This is a genomic window from Serratia sp. MF1(2023) (assembly GCF_030954545.1).
Lineage (GTDB): Bacteria > Pseudomonadota > Gammaproteobacteria > Enterobacterales > Enterobacteriaceae > Serratia > Serratia sarumanii.
Genome location: NZ_JAVHUX010000008.1, coordinates 114903 through 133600, shown reverse-complemented (window position 1 = coordinate 133600; position 18698 = coordinate 114903). Strand labels below are relative to the sequence as shown.

Genomic DNA, 18698 nt, shown 5'->3' with positions numbered 1-18698 from the left:
AAATTAATTTTAATGTGGTAAAAATTTTCATCATAAAAATGATAGCGGGGAAAAATTTATGTCAACACCAGAATTGTCGCGCTCCGGCGGCTGGTTCGAAAAAGCCCAGCTGTTCGGCAAATCGTTCATGCTGCCGATCGCCGTGCTGCCGGCGGCCGGCCTGCTGTTGGGGATCGGCGGTGCGCTGTCCAATCCCAATACCGTCGAGGCTTATCCCTTCCTCGACGTTGGCTGGCTGCAAAGCGTATTTACGGTGATGGCCAGCGCCGGCGCCATCGTGTTCGCCAACCTGGCGGTCCTGTTCGCGGTCGGCGTGGCGGTGGGGTTGGCCAAAAGCGACAAGGGAACGGCGGGGCTGGCCTCGCTGATCGCCTACCTGGTGATGAACGCCACCATCAATGCGCTGTTGAAAATCAACGGCACGCTGGCCGCGCAGAACGCCGGCGCGGTGGGGCAGGGAACGATTCTCGGGATCCAGACGCTGGAGACCGGGGTGTTCGGCGGGGTGGTCATCGGTCTGGTGACCTGGTATCTGCACGGCCGCTACAACAAGATAGCGCTGCCGCCGTTCCTGGGCTTTTTCGGCGGATCGCGCTTTGTGCCGATCGTCAGCTCGCTGGCGGCGATGGCGGTCGGCGCCCTGATGACCGTGGTGTGGCCGCCTTTCCAACGGCTGATCTTCGGCATGGGCGGGCTGGTGGACGCCAGCGGCTATCTCGGCACCTTTATCTACGGCTTCGTGCTGCGCATGCTCGGGCCGTTCGGCCTGCATCACATCTTCTACCTGCCGTTCTGGACTACCGCGCTCGGCGGCAGCGAAGTGATCAACGGACAGCTGGTGGAAGGCACGCAGCGCATTTTCTTCGCCCAGTTGGCCGACCCGAATACGCAGCAGTTCTACATCGGCACGGCGCGCTTCATGTCCGGCCGCTTTATCACCATGATGTTCGGCCTGGTCGGCGCCTGCCTGGCGATGTACCAAAGCGCGCGCCCGGAGAACCGCAAACGCGTCGGCGGGCTGCTGCTGTCGGCGGCGCTGACCTCTTTCCTGACCGGCATCACCGAACCTATCGAATTCTCGTTCCTGTTCATCGCGCCGGCGCTGTACGTGGTGCACGCGCTGTTCGACGGCCTGGCGTTCGCGATCGCGCACATTCTGCATATCACCATCGGCCAGACGTTCTCCGGCGGTTTTATCGATTTCATGCTGTTCGGCGTGCTGCAGGGCGAAGCGAAAACCCACTGGATGTATGTGCTGCTGGTCGGGGTGCCCTGGTTCTTCCTGTACTACTTCACGTTCCGTTTCCTGATCCTGCGCTTCAATTTCAAAACGCCGGGGCGCGAGGTGGAAACCACGCCGGAAGCGGTGACGACCGGCACCGAACGCTCGCAGCAGGTGCTGGCGGCGCTGGGCGGCAAAGAGAATATCGTCGAACTGGATTGTTGCGCCACGCGGCTGCGCGTGACGGTAAAACAGAGCCGGTTGCTGGACGAAAGCGGGCTGAAGGCCAGCGGCGCGCGGGCGGTGATCGTTCGCGGCAACGGCGTTCAGGTGATCTATGGCCCGCACGTGACCATTATTAAAAACGAAGTCGAGGAGTTGTTGGATTTATGACGCTTTCCATTTTGCAGCAGATTAAGGGCCGGCTGGTGGTGTCTTGCCAGGCGCTGGACGACGAGCCGCTGCACAGCGATTTTATCATGGCGCGCATGGCGCTGGCGGCCGAGCAAGGCGGTGCGGCGGCGATCCGCGCCAACGGCGTCGAAGACGTTAAAGCCATCCTGCGCACGGTGGCGCTGCCGGTGATCGGCATTATCAAGCGCGATTATGCCGGTAGCGATGTCTATATCACGCCGACCCTGCGTGAAATCGATGAGCTGATGACTGCGGCGCCGCAGATGATTGCATTGGACGCTACCGGCCACCGGCGGCCAGGGGAGCTGCAGCTGGCGGCGCTGGTTGCCGCGATCCGCGCCAGGTATCCCCGGCTGCTGCTGATGGCAGACATCGCCACCGTGGAAGAAGCGCAAGAGGCTGCCAGGTTGGGGTTCGACTGCGTGGGCACCACGCTGCACGGCTATACCGCCGAAAGCCGGGGCGCCCGACTGGCGGAGGGCGATTTCGGCTTTCTGCGTGCGGTGCTGGCGGCGGTGCCGGTGCCGGTCATCGCCGAGGGCAATGTCGAAACGCCGGCGATGGCCGCGCGCTGCCTGGCGCTGGGGGCGCATGCTGTGGTGGTGGGCGGCGCCATTACGCGCCCGCAGCAGATCACCCGCCGCTTTGTCGAGGCCATCGGCGGGCGGTGAAGGGCTCCCCGGCGCGCCGGGGAGGGGAAATCAGGCGTGCTGCTGGAGGAACTCCCGCCACAGCTCGACCACCCGCTGCAGATCCTGACGGCTGACGTCGAGGTGGGTCAGAATGCGCGTCAGCGGGCCGCTGCTGATCAGCACGTCGCGTTCGCGCATCCACGGGCCGAATTTGGCCGCCAGCGCCGGCGGTTGGCGCAGGTACAGCACGTTGGTCTGTGCGCCGGGTTCGACGACCTCCACGCCGATCTGCCGCAGCTGTTGCTCCAGCCAGACCGCGTTGTCATGGTCTTCGCGCAGCCGCGCGACGTTATGCTCCAGCGCGTAGAGGCCGGCCGCCGCCAGGATGCCGGCCTGACGCAGCCCGCCGCCGGTCATCTTGCGCCAGCGCAGCGCGCGCTGAATGAAGGCCTCGCTGCCGCACAGCAGCGATCCGACCGGCGCGCCCAGCCCTTTCGACAGGCAAATGGTGAAGGTGTCGCAGTATTGCACGATCTCTTTCAGCGGCAGGTTCAGCGCCACGGCGGCGTTGAAGATGCGCGCGCCGTCGATATGCAGCGCCAGCTGCCGCTCGCGGGTAAACTGCCACGCCTGCTGCAGGTAGGCCTGCGGCAGGACTCGGCCGCCGATGGTGTTTTCCAGGCTCAGCAGCCGGGTGCGGGCGAAGTGGATATCGTCGGGTTTGATGGCGGCGGCGAGCTTGTCCAGCGGCAGCGTGCCGTCCGCGTCGGCCTCGATCGGCTGCGGCTGGATGCTGCCCAGCACCGCTGCGCCGCCGGCCTCGTATTTATAGTTGTGCGCCTGTTGGCCGACCAGATACTCGTCGCCGCGCTGGCAGTGGCTCAGCAGCGCCACCAGGTTGGCCTGGGTGCCGCTGGGCAAAAACAGCGCCGTCTCTTTGCCCGACAGGCGCACCGCCTCGGCCTCCAGCACGTTGACCGTCGGGTCATCGCCGTAGACGTCGTCGCCGACCTCTGCCTGAGCCATCGCCTGGCGCATGGCGGCGCTGGGGCGGGTGACGGTGTCGCTGCGTAGATCGATAAGCATAGGGTTCCTGGAATGTAAGGGAGAGGAAAAGGGTACATGGCATCATATACCCTTATTTCACCGGGGGGCAGCTTGCTTAGCGCAGCCAGTTGGTTTTCGCCAGCTCGACCACTTCGTCGCCGCGGCCGTTGATGATGGCGCGCAGCATGTACAGGCTGAAACCTTTCGCCTGTTCGAACTTGATCTGCGGCGGCATCGCCAGCTCTTGCTTGGCGGTGACCACGTCCAGCAGCGCCGGGCCGGGGTGCGCCAACATCTCCTGCAGCGCGCCGTCCAGATCCGAGGCTTTTTCCACGCGGATGCCCTTGATGCCGGCGGCGTTGGCGATCGCCGCGAAGTCCGGGTTATGCAGATCGGTGCCGTCGGTCAGGTAGCCGCCGGCCTTCATCTCCATCGCCACGAACCCCAGCACGCTGTTGTTGAACACCACGATTTTCACCGGCAGCTTGAGCTGCGCCAGCGACAGGAAATCCCCCATCAGCATGGTGAAGCCGCCGTCGCCGCACATGGCGATCACCTGTTTATCCGGCGCGGTGGCCTGGGCGCCTATCGCCTGCGGCATGGCGTTGGCCATCGAACCGTGGTTGAACGAACCGAGCAGGCGGCGCTTGCCGTTCATTTTCACGTAGCGGGCGGCCCACACCGTCGGCGTGCCGACGTCGCAGGTGAAGATGGCGTCGTCGCTGGCGTACCGGCTGAGCTGCTGCGCCAGATACTGCGGGTGGATCGGCTGGTCGTCGTTGGCGGTCGCCAGCCCGTCGAGATCCTTGCGCGCGTTGCGGTAATGCTCCAGCGCCTTGTCGAGGAACGCCCGGTCGCGCTTGGGCTCCAGCTGCGGCAGCAGGGCGGTGAGGGTGGTGTGGATATCGCCCACCAGCGCCATATTGACCGGGCAGTGCGCGCCGATGCTGCCGGGGTTGATGTCGATCTGAATGATGTTGGCGTTGGTGGGGTAGAACGCGCGGTAGGGGAACTGGGTGCCGAGCAGCACCAGCGTGTCGGCGTTCATCATTGCGTGGTAGCCGGAGGAGAAGCCGATCAGCCCGGTCATGCCGACGCTGTAAGGGTTATCCCATTCGATATGCTCTTTGCCGCGCAGCGCGTGCACCACCGGCGCCTGCAGCAGCTCGGCCAGCTTGACCACCTCATCGTGCGCGCCGGCGCAGCCGCTGCCGCACATCAGGGTGATGTTTTTCGCCTGATTCAGCGTCTCTGCCAGCTTGTTCAGCTCGCTCATCGGCGGCTGCACCAGCGGCAGAGCCGGGGTATGCCAGGTCAGGGTCGCGTCTTCCGGTGCCATGCGCAGCGCCACATCGCCCGGCAGGACCACCACCGAGACGCCGCGGTTGAGGATCGCCTTGCGCATGGCGATCTCCAGCACGCGCGGCAGCTGTTCCGGGTTGGAAACCAGCTCGCAATAGTGGCTGCATTCGCGGAACAGCTCCTGCGGATGCGTTTCCTGGAAGTAGCCGCTGCCGATTTCGCTGGAAGGAATGTGCGCGGCGATCGCCAGCACCGGCACATGGTTGCGGTGGCAGTCGAACAGGCCGTTGATCAGGTGCAGGTTGCCGGGGCCGCAGGAACCGGCGCACACCGCCAACTGGCCGGTGAGCTGGGCTTCGGCGCCGGCGGCGAAGGCGGCCACCTCTTCATGGCGGGTGCCCAGCCATTCGATGGTGCTCATGCGGTGCAGGCTGTCGCTCAGGCCGTTGAGCGAATCGCCGGTCACGCCCCAAATGCGTTTTACGCCGGCTTGATCCAGCGTTTTGGCGATCAGTGTGGCTACGGTTTGCTTCATGGTTCCCCCAAACATGGTTTAAAAAACGATGTGTACTCGATCCGGTGAGCGGCAGCAGAACAACTGCAAGCATAGCTTACCGGCGGTGGACGAGATGCGGTCAGGAAGGGTAAAGAGCGTAGGACGGGGGAAAGTGTAACCGGGCGGGGAGGGGGGAACTTGCCGATAAATGCCCCATCGCGGAGATGGGGCCAAGGGATCACGCCAGCGTGACGTCGCCCCGCAGCTGGCAACTGCAGGCCAGCACGTAGCCTTGCGCTATTTCTTCCGCGCTCAGCGTCATGGTGCTGGTGGTGATGTAGTCGCCCTCGAGGATGCGGGTTTTGCACGAGCCGCACACCCCGGCACGGCAGGCGGCGTTGACCGGCAGGGCATTGGTCTCCATCGCCGCCAGCAGCGTGCTGCCGACCGGCACGCGGAATTCGCGCAGCGGGCGGGCGGCGCGCAGCGTCAGCCCTTCAGTGGCATCGGCCTGCGCCGCCGGCGTGTGGAACTGCTCTTTATGGAAACGCTCGGCCGGCACGCCGAGCCGACGGCACAGCTGCTCCACGTGGTCCATGTAGGGCGCAGGGCCGCAGGTCATCACCGTGCGTTCGGCGATATCCGGCGCCGCCTGCCGCAGCGTCTGTTCATCGATGCGGCCGCTGAGGTAACCGGGTTGCAGATCCCGCTCGGCCATCAGCGTCAGGCGCAGCTGCGGATGGGCGGCGCACAGCGCGCGCCATTGATCGGCGAAAATCGTGTCGGCGGGGGTGCGCACGTTAAAGATCACGGCGATATCGCAGGCCGGACGGTTGGCGGTCAGCCAGCGGCACATCGAGACGATCGGCGTCACGCCGCAGCCGGCGGCCAGCATCAGATAGCGATCGGCCGGGTGGCGCTCGCAGCTGAACTCGCCCTGCGCGTCGGACAGCCACAGCGTGTTGCCGGGCTTGACCTCTTGCGTCAGCCAGCGCGATCCGACGCCGTCCGGCAGGCAGCGCACGCTGATGCTGAGAAAGCGGCTCTGGCCGGGCGAGGAGGAGAGCGTATAGGCGCGCAGCGTCTCCTCGCTGTTGCGGATGCTGACCAGCGCAAACTGGCCCGCCTGATAAGGGTAGAAAACGTCGCATATCAGGTTCAGCGTCCAGACGTCGGCGGTTTCGCGCTGGATGGAATGTACCTGCATGCGGTTCGGGCAAAGCGGAGTGGGTTGAGTCATCGGGGCACCTCAAAAAGCAAAGGGGCCGGCGCAGGCGGCCCCATAACGTAATGGCATCAGGCGAGCAGCGCGTTGATATCCTGCTCGACGGTGGTGATCGGACGCAGGCCGAATTTCTCGTTGAGGATCGCCATCAGGTTGTCGGTCAGGAAGCCCGGCGCGGTCGGGCCGGTGACGATGTTTTTCACCCCCAGCGACAGCAGCGTCAACAAAATGACGATAGCCTTCTGTTCAAACCACGACAGCACCAGGCTGAGCGGCAGCTCGTTGACGCTGCAGCCGAGCGTGTCCGCCAGCTTGACCGCCAGCATAATGGCGGAATAGGCGTCGTTGCACTGGCCGACGTCCAGCAGGCGCGGCAGCCCTTCCAGCGTGCCGAAGTCCAGCTTGTTGAAACGGTACTTGCCGCAGGCCAGCGTCATGATCAGGCAGTCTTGCGGCACGCTGCGGGCGAAGTCGGTGAAGTAGCTGCGCTCGTCGCGACTGCCGTCGCAGCCGCCGACCAGGAAGACGTGGCGCAGTTTTTTCTGCGACACCAGATCGATCACCGTGTCGGCGGCGTTCAGCAGCGTCTGGCGGCCGAAGCCGACGGTGATCAGGTGCTCGATCTCGGTGTAAGGGAAGCCGTTCATGTCCTGCGCCTGGCGGATCACGGCGCCGAAGTCGTCGCCCTCCAGATGGTTGACGCCCGGCCAGCCGACGATGCTGCGGGTCCAGATGCGATCGCCGTAGTTGCCGACGTTCGGATCGATGATGCAGTTGGAGGTCATCACGATCGGGCCGGGGAATTTGGCGAACTCCGTCTGCTGGTTCTGCCAGCCGCTGCCGTAGTTGCCCACCAGATGCTTGAATTTTTTCAGTTCCGGATAGCCGTGCGCCGGCAGCATTTCACCGTGAGTGTAGACGTTGACGTTTTGCCCTTCGGTTTGTTCGAGCAGCATGCGCAGATCTTTCAGATCGTGGCCGGAGATCAGAATGGCTTTCCCGGCCACCGGGCGCACGTTGACCGCGCTGGGCTGTGGATCGCCGTAGGCCTGGGTTTCGCCGCGATCGAGGATCGCCATCACGTTGAAGTTCATCTTGCCGATGCCCATGGCGTTGTTCAGCAGGGTGTCGATGTCGCGCGGTCGGGTGCCGAGCCAGGCCATAAAGGCGTGGTAGTCGGCATAGAGCTGCTCGTCGAACTGGCCGAGCACGTGCGCGTGTTCCATATAGGCCGCGGCGCCTTTCAGGCCGTACAGGCACAGCATGCGCAAACCGTGGACGTCGTCGCCGACCTCGGCCTTGTCGCCGTTGAGGGCAAACTGCGCCGCCTGTTGCAGCAGCGCAGGCATATCGTCACCGGCCAGCTGCAGCGCCGCCATCGGGTGATCGACGCGCACGCCGGCATCCAGCAGCCGGCAACGGGCAGCCAGCGAATCGCGCAGCAGCAGGGTTTCGCGCGCGTAGCCGATGATGCGCTGGGAGTCGAAGTTGACGTTGGTCAGGGTGGAGAAGAAGGCGCGCGGGGCGAAGCTGTCGATCTCGTGATCGACGATGCCCAGCGAACGCGCCTGCAGCGCCCAGGCGGAGAGGCCCTGTAGCGCCGCCACCAGCAGATCCTGCAGATCGGAGGTTTCCGCCGTCTTGCCGCACATGCCCTGAGCATACGCGCAGCCGTTGCCTGCCGGGGTACGGATGGTTTGTTCACATTGCACACAGAACATAGTCGCTTCCTTTTATTTTTAAAGTTGCATTTGTAATGCTTGTTTAAAAGCATAGATCGGCGATCGGGGTTGCAAAAGGCTTTTGTGCGACTACTGCGGGCAAGTTTGATTTAGCGCAATTTTGCCGTGCGGATGGGAATTATTACGCTTTGGGGGCCGGCGGGCCCCCAGGGGAGAGGATCAGGAGAACAGGGCGATCAGCACCGGCGCCAGCAGGCTCAGCAGGAAGCCGTGCACGATGGCGGGGGGCACCATGTCCAGCCCGCCGCTGCGCTGCAGCACCGGCAGGGTGAAGTCCATCGAGGTAGCGCCGCACAGGCCGAGGGCGGTGGAGCGGCTGCGGCGCACCAGCGTCGGGATCAGCATGATCGCCACCAGCTCGCGCGCCAGATCGTTGAAGAACGCGGCGCTGCCCATCACCGGGCCGTAGGCGTCGGTGATCAGAATGCCCGACAGCGAGTACCAGCCGAAGCCGGAGGCCATCGCCAGCCCGGCCTTGACCGGCAGCCCCAGCAGCTGCGCCGCCAGCGCGCCGCCGGCCAGCGACGCGACGGTCACCACCAACGCCACCAGCGTGCCGCGGCGGTTGAGCACGATCTGGCGCAGCGTCATGCCGCTGTTGCGCAGCTGAATACCGACCAGCAACAGCAGGAAGATCAGCGCATATTCGCTGCCTTTATGGGCGAACTGCAGCCATTGCCACTGCGTCAGGCCGAGCAGGAAGCCGCCGAGCACCACGCCGCACAGCTTGAGCGACTCCAGCGCCATGTGCACGCGCGAAGGCAGCTTTTCCTGTTTATGGCTGCTGCGCCACGGCATGCGCCGCTCCAGCAGCGCCAGCAACAGCAGATTGGCGCAGAGAATGCAGAAGAAGAACACCGCGCTGTATTGGAAGATCAGCACCAGGTTGCTGCTGAGATCTTCCATGAACGCCAGGCTGATACCCATGAAAAACAGGATCACGTACACCATCCAGCTCAGCAGCCGGTTGATCAGCACCAGCAGCGGGCGATGGCGTAAGGGAATGAGGTAACCGACAATCAGCGGTAACAGAATAATCAACAGTCCTGAGTACATGGTGCAGCTTGTGTCCTTGAGTTTTGGCGCGCGCCGAACGGCGGCGAGGAGCACACGCTAACCAAAAGCCCGGCCGGAGTAAAGCGGCAGATTTGACGTTGGCCGCTTGACCTGCAAGGGGTTTTTTGACCATGCTCTGTGAAGGTTGCCTCATTGACGAGGCGACGGCGCGCACGGGAGGCGGCGGATGTTCTTGGAGCGTATCGAAATTGTAGGTTTTCGCGGCATTAACCGGCTGTCCCTGATGCTGGACGACAACACGCTGTTGCTCGGCGAAAACGCCTGGGGTAAATCCAGCCTGCTGGATGCGCTGACGCTGCTGCTGGCGCCGGAGCAGAAGCTGTATCGGTTTGAGGCGCACGACTTCCATTTCCCGCCCGGAGAAGAGGCGGCCAAAGAGCGCCACCTGCAGGTGGTGTTCACCTTCTGCGAAAAAGACATCGGCCATGCGCACCTGCCGCGCTATCGCCACCTGACGCCACTGTGGGTCAAGGGCGAGGATGGCCTGAGCCGCATTCATTACCGCTGCGAAGGCGAGCTGGCCGACGACGGCACGGTGTGCACCTGGCGCGGTTTTCTCGACGCCGACGGCAACGCCTTTCAACTGCACCATATCGAACAGCTGGCCCACGCCATCATCCGCATTCATCCGGTATTGCGCCTGCGCGACGCGCGCTTTATTCGTCGCCTGCGCCCCAGCAGCCTCGGCGATGAACGCAAACCCGATACCCAGGCGCTGGCGCAGCAGTTGGATCAGCTGACGCGCGAGCTGGTGCGCAATCCGCAGAAGCTGACCAACGGCGAACTGCGTCAGGGGCTGGCGGCCATGCAGCAACTGCTGGAGCACTACTTCGCTGAGCAAAGTTCGCAGGTGACGCGGCCGCGCCGCCGCGGCGGCGAACCGGAGCAGGATGCCTGGCGTGCGCTGGACGGCATCAACCGTATGGTGGCCGAGCCGAACAGCCGCAGCATGCGCCTGATCCTGCTGGGGATGTTTTCCACCCTGCTGCAGGCCAAGGGCGACGTCAAGCTGGATGCGCATGCACGGCCGCTGCTGCTGGTGGAAGACCCGGAAACTCGCCTGCACCCGATTATGCTGTCGGTGGCCTGGGGGCTGCTCAATCAGCTGCCGCTGCAGCGCATCACCACCACCAACTCCAGCGAACTGGTGTCGCTGGTGCCGGTGGAGCACGTCTGCCGGCTGGTGCGCGAGTCGGGGCGGGTCGCGACCTACCGTCTCGGGCCGCGCGGGCTGAGCGCCGAAGACGGGCGGCGTATCGCGTTTCACATCCGTTTCAACCGGCCGTCGTCGCTGTTCGCCCGCTGCTGGCTGCTGGTGGAGGGCGAGACCGAAGTGTGGCTGCTGAACGAGCTGGCGCGGCAGTGCGGCTACCATTTCGAGGCGGAAGGGGTGCGGGTCATCGAGTTCGCCCAGTGCGGCCTGAAGCCGCTGCTGCGCTTCGCCCGCCGCATGGGCATCGAGTGGCATGCGCTGGTGGACGGCGACGAGGCGGGCAAAAAGTACGCCAATACCGTGCGCAGCCTGCTGGACAATCATGAAGACAACGAACGCGATCGGCTGACCGCGCTGCCGGCGCCGGACATGGAACACTTCATGTTCCGCGAAGGGTTCGGCCCGGTCTATCACCGGATGGCGTCGGTGCCGATCAACGCGCAAATGCCGGTGCGCAAGGTGATCCTGAAAGCGGTCCACCACTCGTCGAAGCCGGATCTGGCGATCGAGGTCGCGATGCAGGCCGGCGAATGGGGCACGGACTCGGTGCCGCCGCTGCTGAAGAAAATGTTCTCACGGGTGATCTGGCTGGCGCGCGGCCGGGCGGACTGACGGCCCGCTGGGCGTTATCGGGCGCAGAAATGCGCCGCCAATCCCTGTTCCAGCTCGTCCAGCAGCTGATAGCGGCGGCGATACTCGGCGCGCTTCTTGCTGGCAACCTCTTCGAGCGGCTTGCGGGCGATGCGCGCGGGCAGCAGGAAATAGCCGCTGTCGAGCGGTTTGGCGCCCATCGACAGCCAGAACTGATCGTAATCGGCGTGCAGTTGGTCCTTCTTCTTACTCTGGTAACGCCAGTTTTGATAGATATGGGTGGCGTTGCCGACCGCCACGATCTGGCGGATGCCGAGGTGCCGCGCCAGCGTGCAGATGCCTTCCAGCACCAGCCGTTTGGGGAACAGGCCGTGGCACTCTTTGGTGGTGTGCTGGATCTCGGCGTGCGGCACCTCATGGTTTGCGCCCTGCAGGCCGCCGATGAACAGCGTCGGCTGCTGCTGATAATGCATCAGCGCAAAGGTGATCTCCGCCAGCATCACGCCGTTGGCGTTGCGCAGCAGCAGCGTGGCTTCCCCTTCCTTATTCAGCTTGTCGATCGCCGCCAGTTCCAGCGCGATCGGCGCTTCGTTTTTGCCCATCGCGCGGGCCAGCACGAAAGGCTGCGGGCCGAGGTGGCCGAGGCGCATCTTCAGCGGCATGCGCTGTGCGATAAGATCGTAATGATCGCGCAGGGCGAACAGGCATTCGATCTTGCTCATGTTGGCCGCCAGGTAGGGGCGATGCAGTTTGCACGGCAGGTTCGGCTGTGCGCTCAGGATCTCCTCCCGCAGCGGGTTGCTGGCCAGGGTGCTGAGCAGGCCGCTGGTGGTGCGCCAGTTGAGCAGCGAACGGCCGAGAAACTTCAGGCGAAACGCGGGCTTTTTCCAGGCGTTGCTTGGCGCCTTTTCGCCATTGATCAGCGCCGTCATCAGTTGCCAGCCGTTAAGCGGCCGGGCGGAGGCGAGTGGGTAGCTGAGCTGTGACATGATGAAATCCTTGGCTGTATTGAATGGCGCTATTTCATCAAGGCTTCACTAAACGGGAGTTCAATGCTGAACTGTAACCAGGCGTGTCTCCACATTGTGTTGAGCTAAGGTTTAGTTATTCCCTACGGTGCGTGCTAATTTAGCTCCGCCGCCGCAATGGGCGGTTGATATTCACAAGCACAGGCAGGTCAATTTTGACAGGGTTTACAGGACATAAACGCCGCTGGATACTCGTTCTGGCGGTCATTGCGGCGCTTGCCGCGGCGGCCGTTTGGCACTTTCGCCATCCGGCGCCAACCGATTTCAAAACGGTGAAAGCCAGCAAACGCGATCTGCAGCAGAACGTGTTGGCGACCGGCCAGCTGGACGCGGTGCGCAAGGTTGACGTCGGCGCGCAGGTCAGCGGGCAGTTGGAAAAGCTGTATGTCGAGATCGGCGACAAGGTGAAGAAAGGCCAGTTGCTGGGCGTTATCGATCCGCAACAGGCGCAGAACAGCATCCGCGAAGGCGAGGCGACGCTGCGTGAACTGCATGCGCAACTGCTGCAGGCGCAGGCCGAACAGCAGCTGGCGGCGGTCACGCTGCAGCGCAACCAGGCGCTGGCCAAGCTGCAGGCGGTGTCGCGCCAGGATCTGGATCAGGCGGCGACGCAGCTGGCGGTGAAGAAGGCGCAGGTGGGCACCATCAATGCGCAGATCGCGCGGAACCAGGCCAGCCTGGATACCGCCAAGATCAACCTGGCCTATACCCGCATCGAGGCGCCGATGGATGGCGACGTGGTGCAGATCACCACGCTGCAGGGCCAGACGGTGATCGCGGCGCAGCAGGCGCCGAACATTCTGACGCTGGCGGATCTCGGCACCATGCTGGTGAAGGCGCAGGTGTCGGAGGCCGACGTCATCAACCTCAAGCCGGGTCAGAAGGCCTGGTTCACGGTGCTGGGCGATCCTACCCGGCGCTTCGACGGCGTGCTGAAAGACATTCAGCCGACGCCGGAAAAGGTCAACAACGCCATCTTCTATTATGCGCGTTTCGAAGTGCCCAACCCGGAAAGGCTGCTGCGCTTGCAAATGACGGCGCAGGTGCATATTCAGCTGGCAGGCGTCGAGCAGGCGCTGGTGATCCCGCTGGCGGCGCTGGGCGATCAGATCGCCGACAATCGCTACCACGTCTCGGTGCTGAAGCAGGGCAAGGAAGAGAAGCGCGAGGTGGCCATCGGCCTGCGCAACAATATCGACGTGCAGATCCTCAGCGGCCTCGAGGCGGGCGATGAGGTGATCGTCAGCCGCGGCGGCGTGGAGGCCGGCTGATGGCGGCGCTGTTGCAGCTGAGCGGCATCCGCCGCAGCTACCGTTCCGGCGAGCAGACGGTGGAGGTGCTGAAGGGGATCAGCCTGAGCATCGACGCCGGTGAAATGGTGGCGATCATGGGGGCCTCCGGCTCCGGCAAATCGACGCTGATGAACATTCTCGGCTGTCTGGACAAGCCGAGCGCCGGCGTGTATCGGGTGGCCGGGCAGGATGTGGCGACGCTGAGCGACGATGCGCTGGCGCAGCTGCGGCGCGAGCATTTCGGCTTTATCTTTCAGCGCTATCATCTGCTGCCGCACCTGAGCGCAGCGCACAACGTCGAAGTGCCGGCGGTGTACGCGGGGCTGGGCAAAGCGGCGCGGCGCGAGCGGGCGGAGGCGCTGTTGCGGCGTCTGGGGCTGGGGGAGCGCGTCAACTACCGGCCGAGCCAGCTTTCCGGCGGCCAGCAGCAGCGCGTCAGCATTGCCCGCGCGCTGATGAACGGCGGGCAGGTGATCCTGGCGGATGAACCGACCGGCGCGCTCGACAGCCACTCCGGCGAAGAGGTGATGGCGATCCTCAAACAGCTGTGCGCCCAGGGCCACACGGTGATCCTGGTGACCCACGATCCGGCGGTGGCGCGCCAGGCGGAACGGATCATCGAGATCCGCGACGGCGAGATTATCGCCGATTCGCGCCCGGCACCGCAGGAGAATGCGCAGGCCAAGCCGCTGGCGCTGGCCGCCGCGGCACCTTCCTGGCGGCAGATGGGCGGCCGTTTCCGCGAGGCGCTGGTGATGGCCTGGCGCGCGATGGCGGCCAACAAGATGCGCACCGCGCTGACCATGCTCGGCATCATTATCGGCATCGCCTCGGTGGTGTCGATCCTGGTGATCGGCGGCGCCGCCAAGCAGATGGTGCTGGCGGACATTAAATCTATCGGCACCAACACCGTCGATATCTATCCCGGCAAGGACTTCGGCGATGACGATCCGACCTACCGGCAATCGTTGAAATACGGCGATCTCGATGCGCTGCGCGAACAGCCGTACATCAGCGCGCTGTCGCCGAGCATCAGCAGCAGCATGCGGCTGCGCTTGGGCAACGTCGACGCGGCGGCTAACGTCAACGGCGTCAGCGAGCAGTTCTTCCGCGTGTACGGCATGAGCTTTACCCAGGGCGTCGGCATCGACTCGATGCAGGTGCAGTCGCAGGCGCAGACGGTGGTGATCGACGCCAATACCCAGCGGCGGCTGTTCCCGCACCAGAAGAACGTGGTGGGCGAGGTGATCCTGGTAGGCAACATGCCGGCGACGGTGGTCGGCGTGGCCAGGGAGAAGCAGTCGATGTTCGGCAGCAGCAAGACGCTGAACGTGTGGGTGCCTTACAGCACCATGGCCAACCGATTGATGGGCAACAATTATTTTGACTCGATCACCGTGCGCATCCGCGACGGCTACGACAGCAAGGAAGCGGAACAGCAGCTGTCGCGCTTGTTGACGCTGCGCCACGGCAAGAAGGACTTCTTCACCTATAACATGGACAGCCTGGTGCAAACCGCCGAGAAAACCACCCGCACGCTGCAGCTGTTCCTGACGCTGGTGGCGGTGATTTCGCTGGTGGTCGGCGGCATCGGCGTGATGAATATCATGCTGGTGTCGGTGACCGAACGCACGCGCGAGATCGGCATCCGCATGGCGGTGGGCGCCCGTTCCGGCGACGTGTTGCAGCAGTTCCTGATCGAAGCGGTTCTGGTCTGCCTGGTGGGGGGGGCGCTGGGGATTACGCTGTCGTTCGCCATCGGCCTGGCGGTGCAGCTGGTATTGCCGGGCTGGCAGATCAGCTTCCCGCCGGCGGCGTTGCTGAGTGCGTTCCTCTGTTCCACCGGCATCGGCGTGGTGTTCGGCTATCTGCCGGCGCGCAATGCCGCGCGGCTGAATCCGATCGATGCGCTGGCGCGCGAGTAGGTAACAGGCATAAAAAATGCCAGTCACACGGCGGCTGGCATTTTTATCGCAGTCACGCTCAGTGCAGCGCGACTTTGCCGGAAGCGTTTAGGACAGCGCCTCGCTTTCCACCGGCACAATAAGACTGGCATGGTTCCCTTTCGGCCCTTGATGCACGTCGAAGCTGACCTGCTGGCCCGCCTTCAACGTTCTGTAACCATCCATCTTGATGGTGGAATAATGCGCGAAAATATCTTCGCCGCCGCCGGCTGGGCAGATGAAGCCAAAACCTTTGGCGTTGTTAAACCATTTAACAGTACCCGTCTCCATGCTTTTACATCCCTCGCAACGCTATTTTAAGTGAGATGAATAACTGATTTCGCACCCGCCGTGGGCGGGTAGCAGGGTGGACAAGGGGTGGTTAAAAGACCACCAGCCACGAATTTACACTCTAGAGCAAATGATCGGGGCGTCAAGGGATCGGCTTTTGTCGGCGGGGAGCAGTTCACCAAAGTTTGAAGCAGGTAACGCTATTGCCACGATTCAGTCACAATTGGCCCGTTTTTTTGCGCACGTTACAGTGCGGCGGGACGAAGCCGAAGATGATAAAATAGTAACTATCCCCACTTTGAATAACCGAAACCTGCCCCCATATCTGAGGGCAGAGCAGAGAAGATGAGCAGCGATGGGCAATAACAACGACTGGCTAAACTTTGAACACTTGGCCGAAGAAAAACAAATCGATGCGGTAAAACCGCCGTCTATGTATAAAGTTATACTTAACAACGACGATTACACACCGATGGAATTTGTGATTGACGTTCTGCAAAAGTTCTTTTCTTATGATATTGAACGCGCAACGCAACTGATGCTCACGGTCCACTATCAAGGCAAGGCGATCTGTGGTGTTTTTACCGCCGAGGTGGCGGAAACCAAAGTCGTCCATGTGAACCGGTACGCAAGGGAGAACGAGCATCCGTTGCTTTGTACGCTGGAAAAAGCCTGAATAAGGCAATCTATTGGGGAGGTGCTTATGCTCAATCAAGAACTGGAACTCAGTCTCAACATGGCTTTCGCCAGGGCGCGTGAGCACAGACACGAGTTTATGACCGTGGAGCACCTGTTGCTGGCGTTGCTGAGCAACCCTGCCGCGCGAGAAGCGCTTGAGGCATGTACGGTGGATCTGGCCGCGTTGCGCCAGGAGCTGGAAGCCTTCATCGAACAAACCACACCGACGCTGCCCGCCGGCGAAGAAGAGCGCGACACTCAGCCGACGCTCAGCTTCCAGCGCGTGCTGCAGCGCGCGGTCTTCCATGTGCAATCTTCCGGCCGCAGCGAAGTGTCCGGCGCCAACGTGTTGGTGGCCATCTTCAGCGAGCAGGAGTCGCAGGCGGCCTATCTGTTGCGCAAACACGACGTCAGCCGTCTCGACGTGGTGAACTTCATTTCACATGGCACGCGTAAAGACGAGCCGGGCCAAGCGCCGAATGCGGAAAACCCGGTGAACGAAGAGCAGTCCGGAGGGGAAGACCGTATGGAAAACTTCACCACCAACCTCAATCAGTTGGCCCGTGTGGGCGGCATCGATCCGTTGATCGGCCGCGATCGTGAGCTGGAGCGCGCGATTCAGGTGCTGTGCCGCCGTCGTAAAAACAACCCGCTGCTGGTCGGCGAATCCGGCGTCGGCAAGACCGCCATCGCCGAAGGGCTGGCCTGGCGTATCGTGCAGGGCGACGTGCCGGAAGTGATGGCGGACTGCACGCTGTATTCGCTGGATATCGGTTCACTGCTGGCCGGCACCAAATACCGCGGCGACTTCGAGAAGCGCTTCAAGGCGCTGCTCAAGCAGCTGGAGCAGGATCAGAACAGCATTCTGTTCATCGATGAAATTCACACCATCATCGGCGCCGGCGCGGCTTCCGGTGGGCAGGTGGATGCCGCCAACCTGATCAAACCGCTGCTGTCGAGCGGCAAGATCCGGGTGATCGGCTCGACCACCTACCAGGAGTTCAGCAACATCTTCGAAAAGGATCGCGCCCTGGCGCGCCGTTTCCAGAAGATCGACATCACCGAGCCGACGGCGGAAGAGACCGTTCAGATCATCAACGGCCTGAAGACCAAGTATGAAGCGCACCACGACGTGCGTTATACCGCCAAGGCGATCCGCGCCGCGGTGGAACTGTCGGTGAAATACATCAACGATCGTCATCTGCCGGACAAGGCGATCGACGTGATCGACGAGGCGGGCGCCCGCAGCCGGTTGATGCCGGCCAGCAAGCGCAAGAAAACCGTCAACGTGGCCGATATCGAATCCGTGGTGGCGCGCATCGCTCGTATCCCGGAGAAAACCGTGTCGGCCAGCGATCGCGACGTGCTGAGAAACCTGGGCGATCGCCTGAAGATGCTGGTGTTCGGCCAGGATCAGGCGATCGAAGCGCTGACCGAAGCGATCAAGATGAGCCGCGCCGGCCTGGGCCACGAGCGCAAGCCGGTCGGTTCCTTCCTGTTCGCCGGGCCGACCGGGGTCGGGAAAACCGAGGTCACCGTACAGTTGGCCAAGGCGATGGATATCGAGCTGCTGCGTTTCGACATGTCCGAGTACATGGAGCGGCATACCGTCAGCCGTCTGATTGGTGCGCCTCCGGGCTATGTCGGTTACGATCAGGGCGGGCTGCTGACCGATGCGGTGATCAAGCATCCGCATGCGGTGGTGCTGCTCGATGAGATCGAGAAGGCGCACCCGGACGTGTTCAACCTGCTGCTGCAGGTGATGGACAACGGCACGCTGACCGACAACAACGGCCGCAAGGCGGACTTCCGCAACGTGATCCTGGTGATGACCACCAACGCCGGGGTGCGGGAAACCGAACGCAAATCGATCGGCCTGGTGCAGCAGGACAACAGCACCGACGCGATGGAAGAGATCAAGAAGGTGTTTACGCCGGAGTTCCGCAACCGTCTGGACAACATCATCTGGTTCAACCATCTGTCTACCGAGGTGATCCAGCAGGTGGTCGACAAGTTTATTGTCGAACTGCAGGCGCAGCTGGATGCGAAGGGCGTCTCGCTGGAAGTGAGCGACGAAGCGCGCGACTGGCTGTCGGTGAAGGGCTACGACCGCGCGATGGGCGCTCGTCCGATGGCGCGCGTCATGCAGGAGAACCTGAAGAAACCGTTGGCCAACGAACTGCTGTTCGGCTCGCTGGTGGACGGCGGCTCCGTGAAGGTCGAGCTGGACAAGGACAAGAAACAGCTGACCTACCACTTCCTCAGCGCCGCCAAGCGCAAGGCGGACGAGGGCGCGGTGCACTAAGGCCGCCTTCAGGCAAAGAAAAAGCGATGCTTCGGCATCGCTTTTTTTATGGGTGAGATTCACCGTACAACAGAAACGAGTGAGCCCTCTCAGTTTACCTGCGCACCTGCAACCCGTTGTGTAACGTCGCTGCGGGGGTAAACGGAAAGGGCTCCCGAGGGATTACATCCTCGATGCCGCCAACGTGTGGCGCGCGGTGA

General features: G+C 62.9%; 14 protein-coding genes. 7 read left to right on the top strand and 7 right to left on the bottom strand.

What is annotated here, in order from left to right; all coding sequences use genetic code 11:
• The first annotated feature begins 58 nt into the window (after positions 1 to 58).
• Together REA38_RS03485 and REA38_RS03480 are read left to right on the top strand one after the other, a co-directional pair.
• Positions 59 to 1615 (top strand): PTS transporter subunit EIIC, encoded by a 1557-nt coding sequence (locus REA38_RS03485; RefSeq protein WP_308885006.1) that lies wholly within the window; start codon positions 59 to 61, stop codon positions 1613 to 1615.
• Complete coding sequence (locus REA38_RS03480) at positions 1612 to 2307, top strand: N-acetylmannosamine-6-phosphate 2-epimerase (RefSeq protein ID WP_308885005.1); 696 nt, start codon at positions 1612 to 1614, stop codon at positions 2305 to 2307. The genes REA38_RS03485 and REA38_RS03480 overlap by 4 nt, the downstream gene beginning before the upstream one ends.
• A 30-nt stretch (positions 2308 to 2337) precedes the next feature.
• Here REA38_RS03480 and ltaE read toward each other — a convergent pair whose 3' ends face one another.
• From ltaE to REA38_RS03455, 5 genes are all read right to left on the bottom strand, one after another.
• Positions 2338 to 3354 (bottom strand): low-specificity L-threonine aldolase, encoded by a 1017-nt coding sequence (gene ltaE / locus REA38_RS03475; RefSeq protein WP_308885003.1) that lies wholly within the window; start codon positions 3352 to 3354, stop codon positions 2338 to 2340.
• A gap of 76 nt (positions 3355 to 3430) precedes the next feature.
• Complete coding sequence (poxB, locus tag REA38_RS03470; RefSeq protein ID WP_308885001.1) at positions 3431 to 5152, bottom strand: ubiquinone-dependent pyruvate dehydrogenase; 1722 nt, start codon at positions 5150 to 5152, stop codon at positions 3431 to 3433.
• A gap of 199 nt (positions 5153 to 5351) precedes the next feature.
• Positions 5352 to 6353 carry an NADH oxidoreductase gene (gene hcr / locus REA38_RS03465; RefSeq protein WP_079656395.1) on the bottom strand — a complete coding sequence of 334 codons (1002 nt, stop codon included), beginning with the start codon at positions 6351 to 6353 and terminating at the stop codon, positions 5352 to 5354.
• Positions 6354 to 6409: 56 nt separating this feature from the next.
• Entirely contained in the window at positions 6410 to 8059 is a 1650-nt protein-coding gene (gene hcp, locus REA38_RS03460) for a hydroxylamine reductase (RefSeq protein ID WP_308884999.1), read from the bottom strand.
• 180 nt (positions 8060 to 8239) lie between these two features.
• On the bottom strand, positions 8240 to 9136 hold the full coding sequence (locus REA38_RS03455) for a lysine exporter LysO family protein (RefSeq protein ID WP_004928363.1): 897 nt from the start codon (positions 9134 to 9136) through the stop codon (positions 8240 to 8242).
• Between the two features lie 187 nt (positions 9137 to 9323).
• On the opposite strand from REA38_RS03455, the gene REA38_RS03450 reads away from it, so the two are divergent.
• The gene (locus tag REA38_RS03450; RefSeq protein ID WP_033637834.1) at positions 9324 to 10982 is read left to right on the top strand and encodes an ATP-dependent endonuclease; all 1659 of its coding nucleotides are present in this window, start codon (positions 9324 to 9326) and stop codon (positions 10980 to 10982) included.
• 14 nt (positions 10983 to 10996) lie between these two features.
• Here REA38_RS03450 and REA38_RS03445 read toward each other — a convergent pair whose 3' ends face one another.
• Complete coding sequence (locus REA38_RS03445; protein ID WP_060428369.1) at positions 10997 to 11950, bottom strand: VirK/YbjX family protein; 954 nt, start codon at positions 11948 to 11950, stop codon at positions 10997 to 10999.
• 194 nt (positions 11951 to 12144) lie between these two features.
• Between REA38_RS03445 and macA the strand changes: the two genes are divergently transcribed.
• Positions 12145 to 13260 carry a macrolide transporter subunit MacA gene (macA, locus tag REA38_RS03440; protein WP_033637836.1) on the top strand — a complete coding sequence of 372 codons (1116 nt, stop codon included), beginning with the start codon at positions 12145 to 12147 and terminating at the stop codon, positions 13258 to 13260.
• Positions 13260 to 15206 carry a macrolide ABC transporter ATP-binding protein/permease MacB gene (gene macB / locus REA38_RS03435; protein WP_308884995.1) on the top strand — a complete coding sequence of 649 codons (1947 nt, stop codon included), beginning with the start codon at positions 13260 to 13262 and terminating at the stop codon, positions 15204 to 15206. Before macA ends, macB begins: the two co-directional genes overlap by 1 nt.
• Before the next feature lie 87 nt (positions 15207 to 15293).
• Here macB and cspD read toward each other — a convergent pair whose 3' ends face one another.
• A complete protein-coding gene (gene cspD / locus REA38_RS03430; RefSeq protein ID WP_004928349.1) occupies positions 15294 to 15515 on the bottom strand; it encodes a cold shock-like protein CspD in 222 nt (73 codons plus the stop codon).
• A gap of 355 nt (positions 15516 to 15870) precedes the next feature.
• On the opposite strand from cspD, the gene clpS reads away from it, so the two are divergent.
• Together clpS and clpA are read left to right on the top strand one after the other, a co-directional pair.
• Positions 15871 to 16191: an ATP-dependent Clp protease adapter ClpS gene (gene clpS, locus REA38_RS03425; protein WP_004928347.1), complete on the top strand. Its 321-nt coding sequence runs from the start codon at positions 15871 to 15873 to the stop codon at positions 16189 to 16191.
• Positions 16192 to 16218: 27 nt separating this feature from the next.
• On the top strand, positions 16219 to 18498 hold the full coding sequence (gene clpA, locus REA38_RS03420) for an ATP-dependent Clp protease ATP-binding subunit ClpA (protein ID WP_025302261.1): 2280 nt from the start codon (positions 16219 to 16221) through the stop codon (positions 18496 to 18498).
• Positions 18499 to 18698 lie beyond the last annotated feature (200 nt).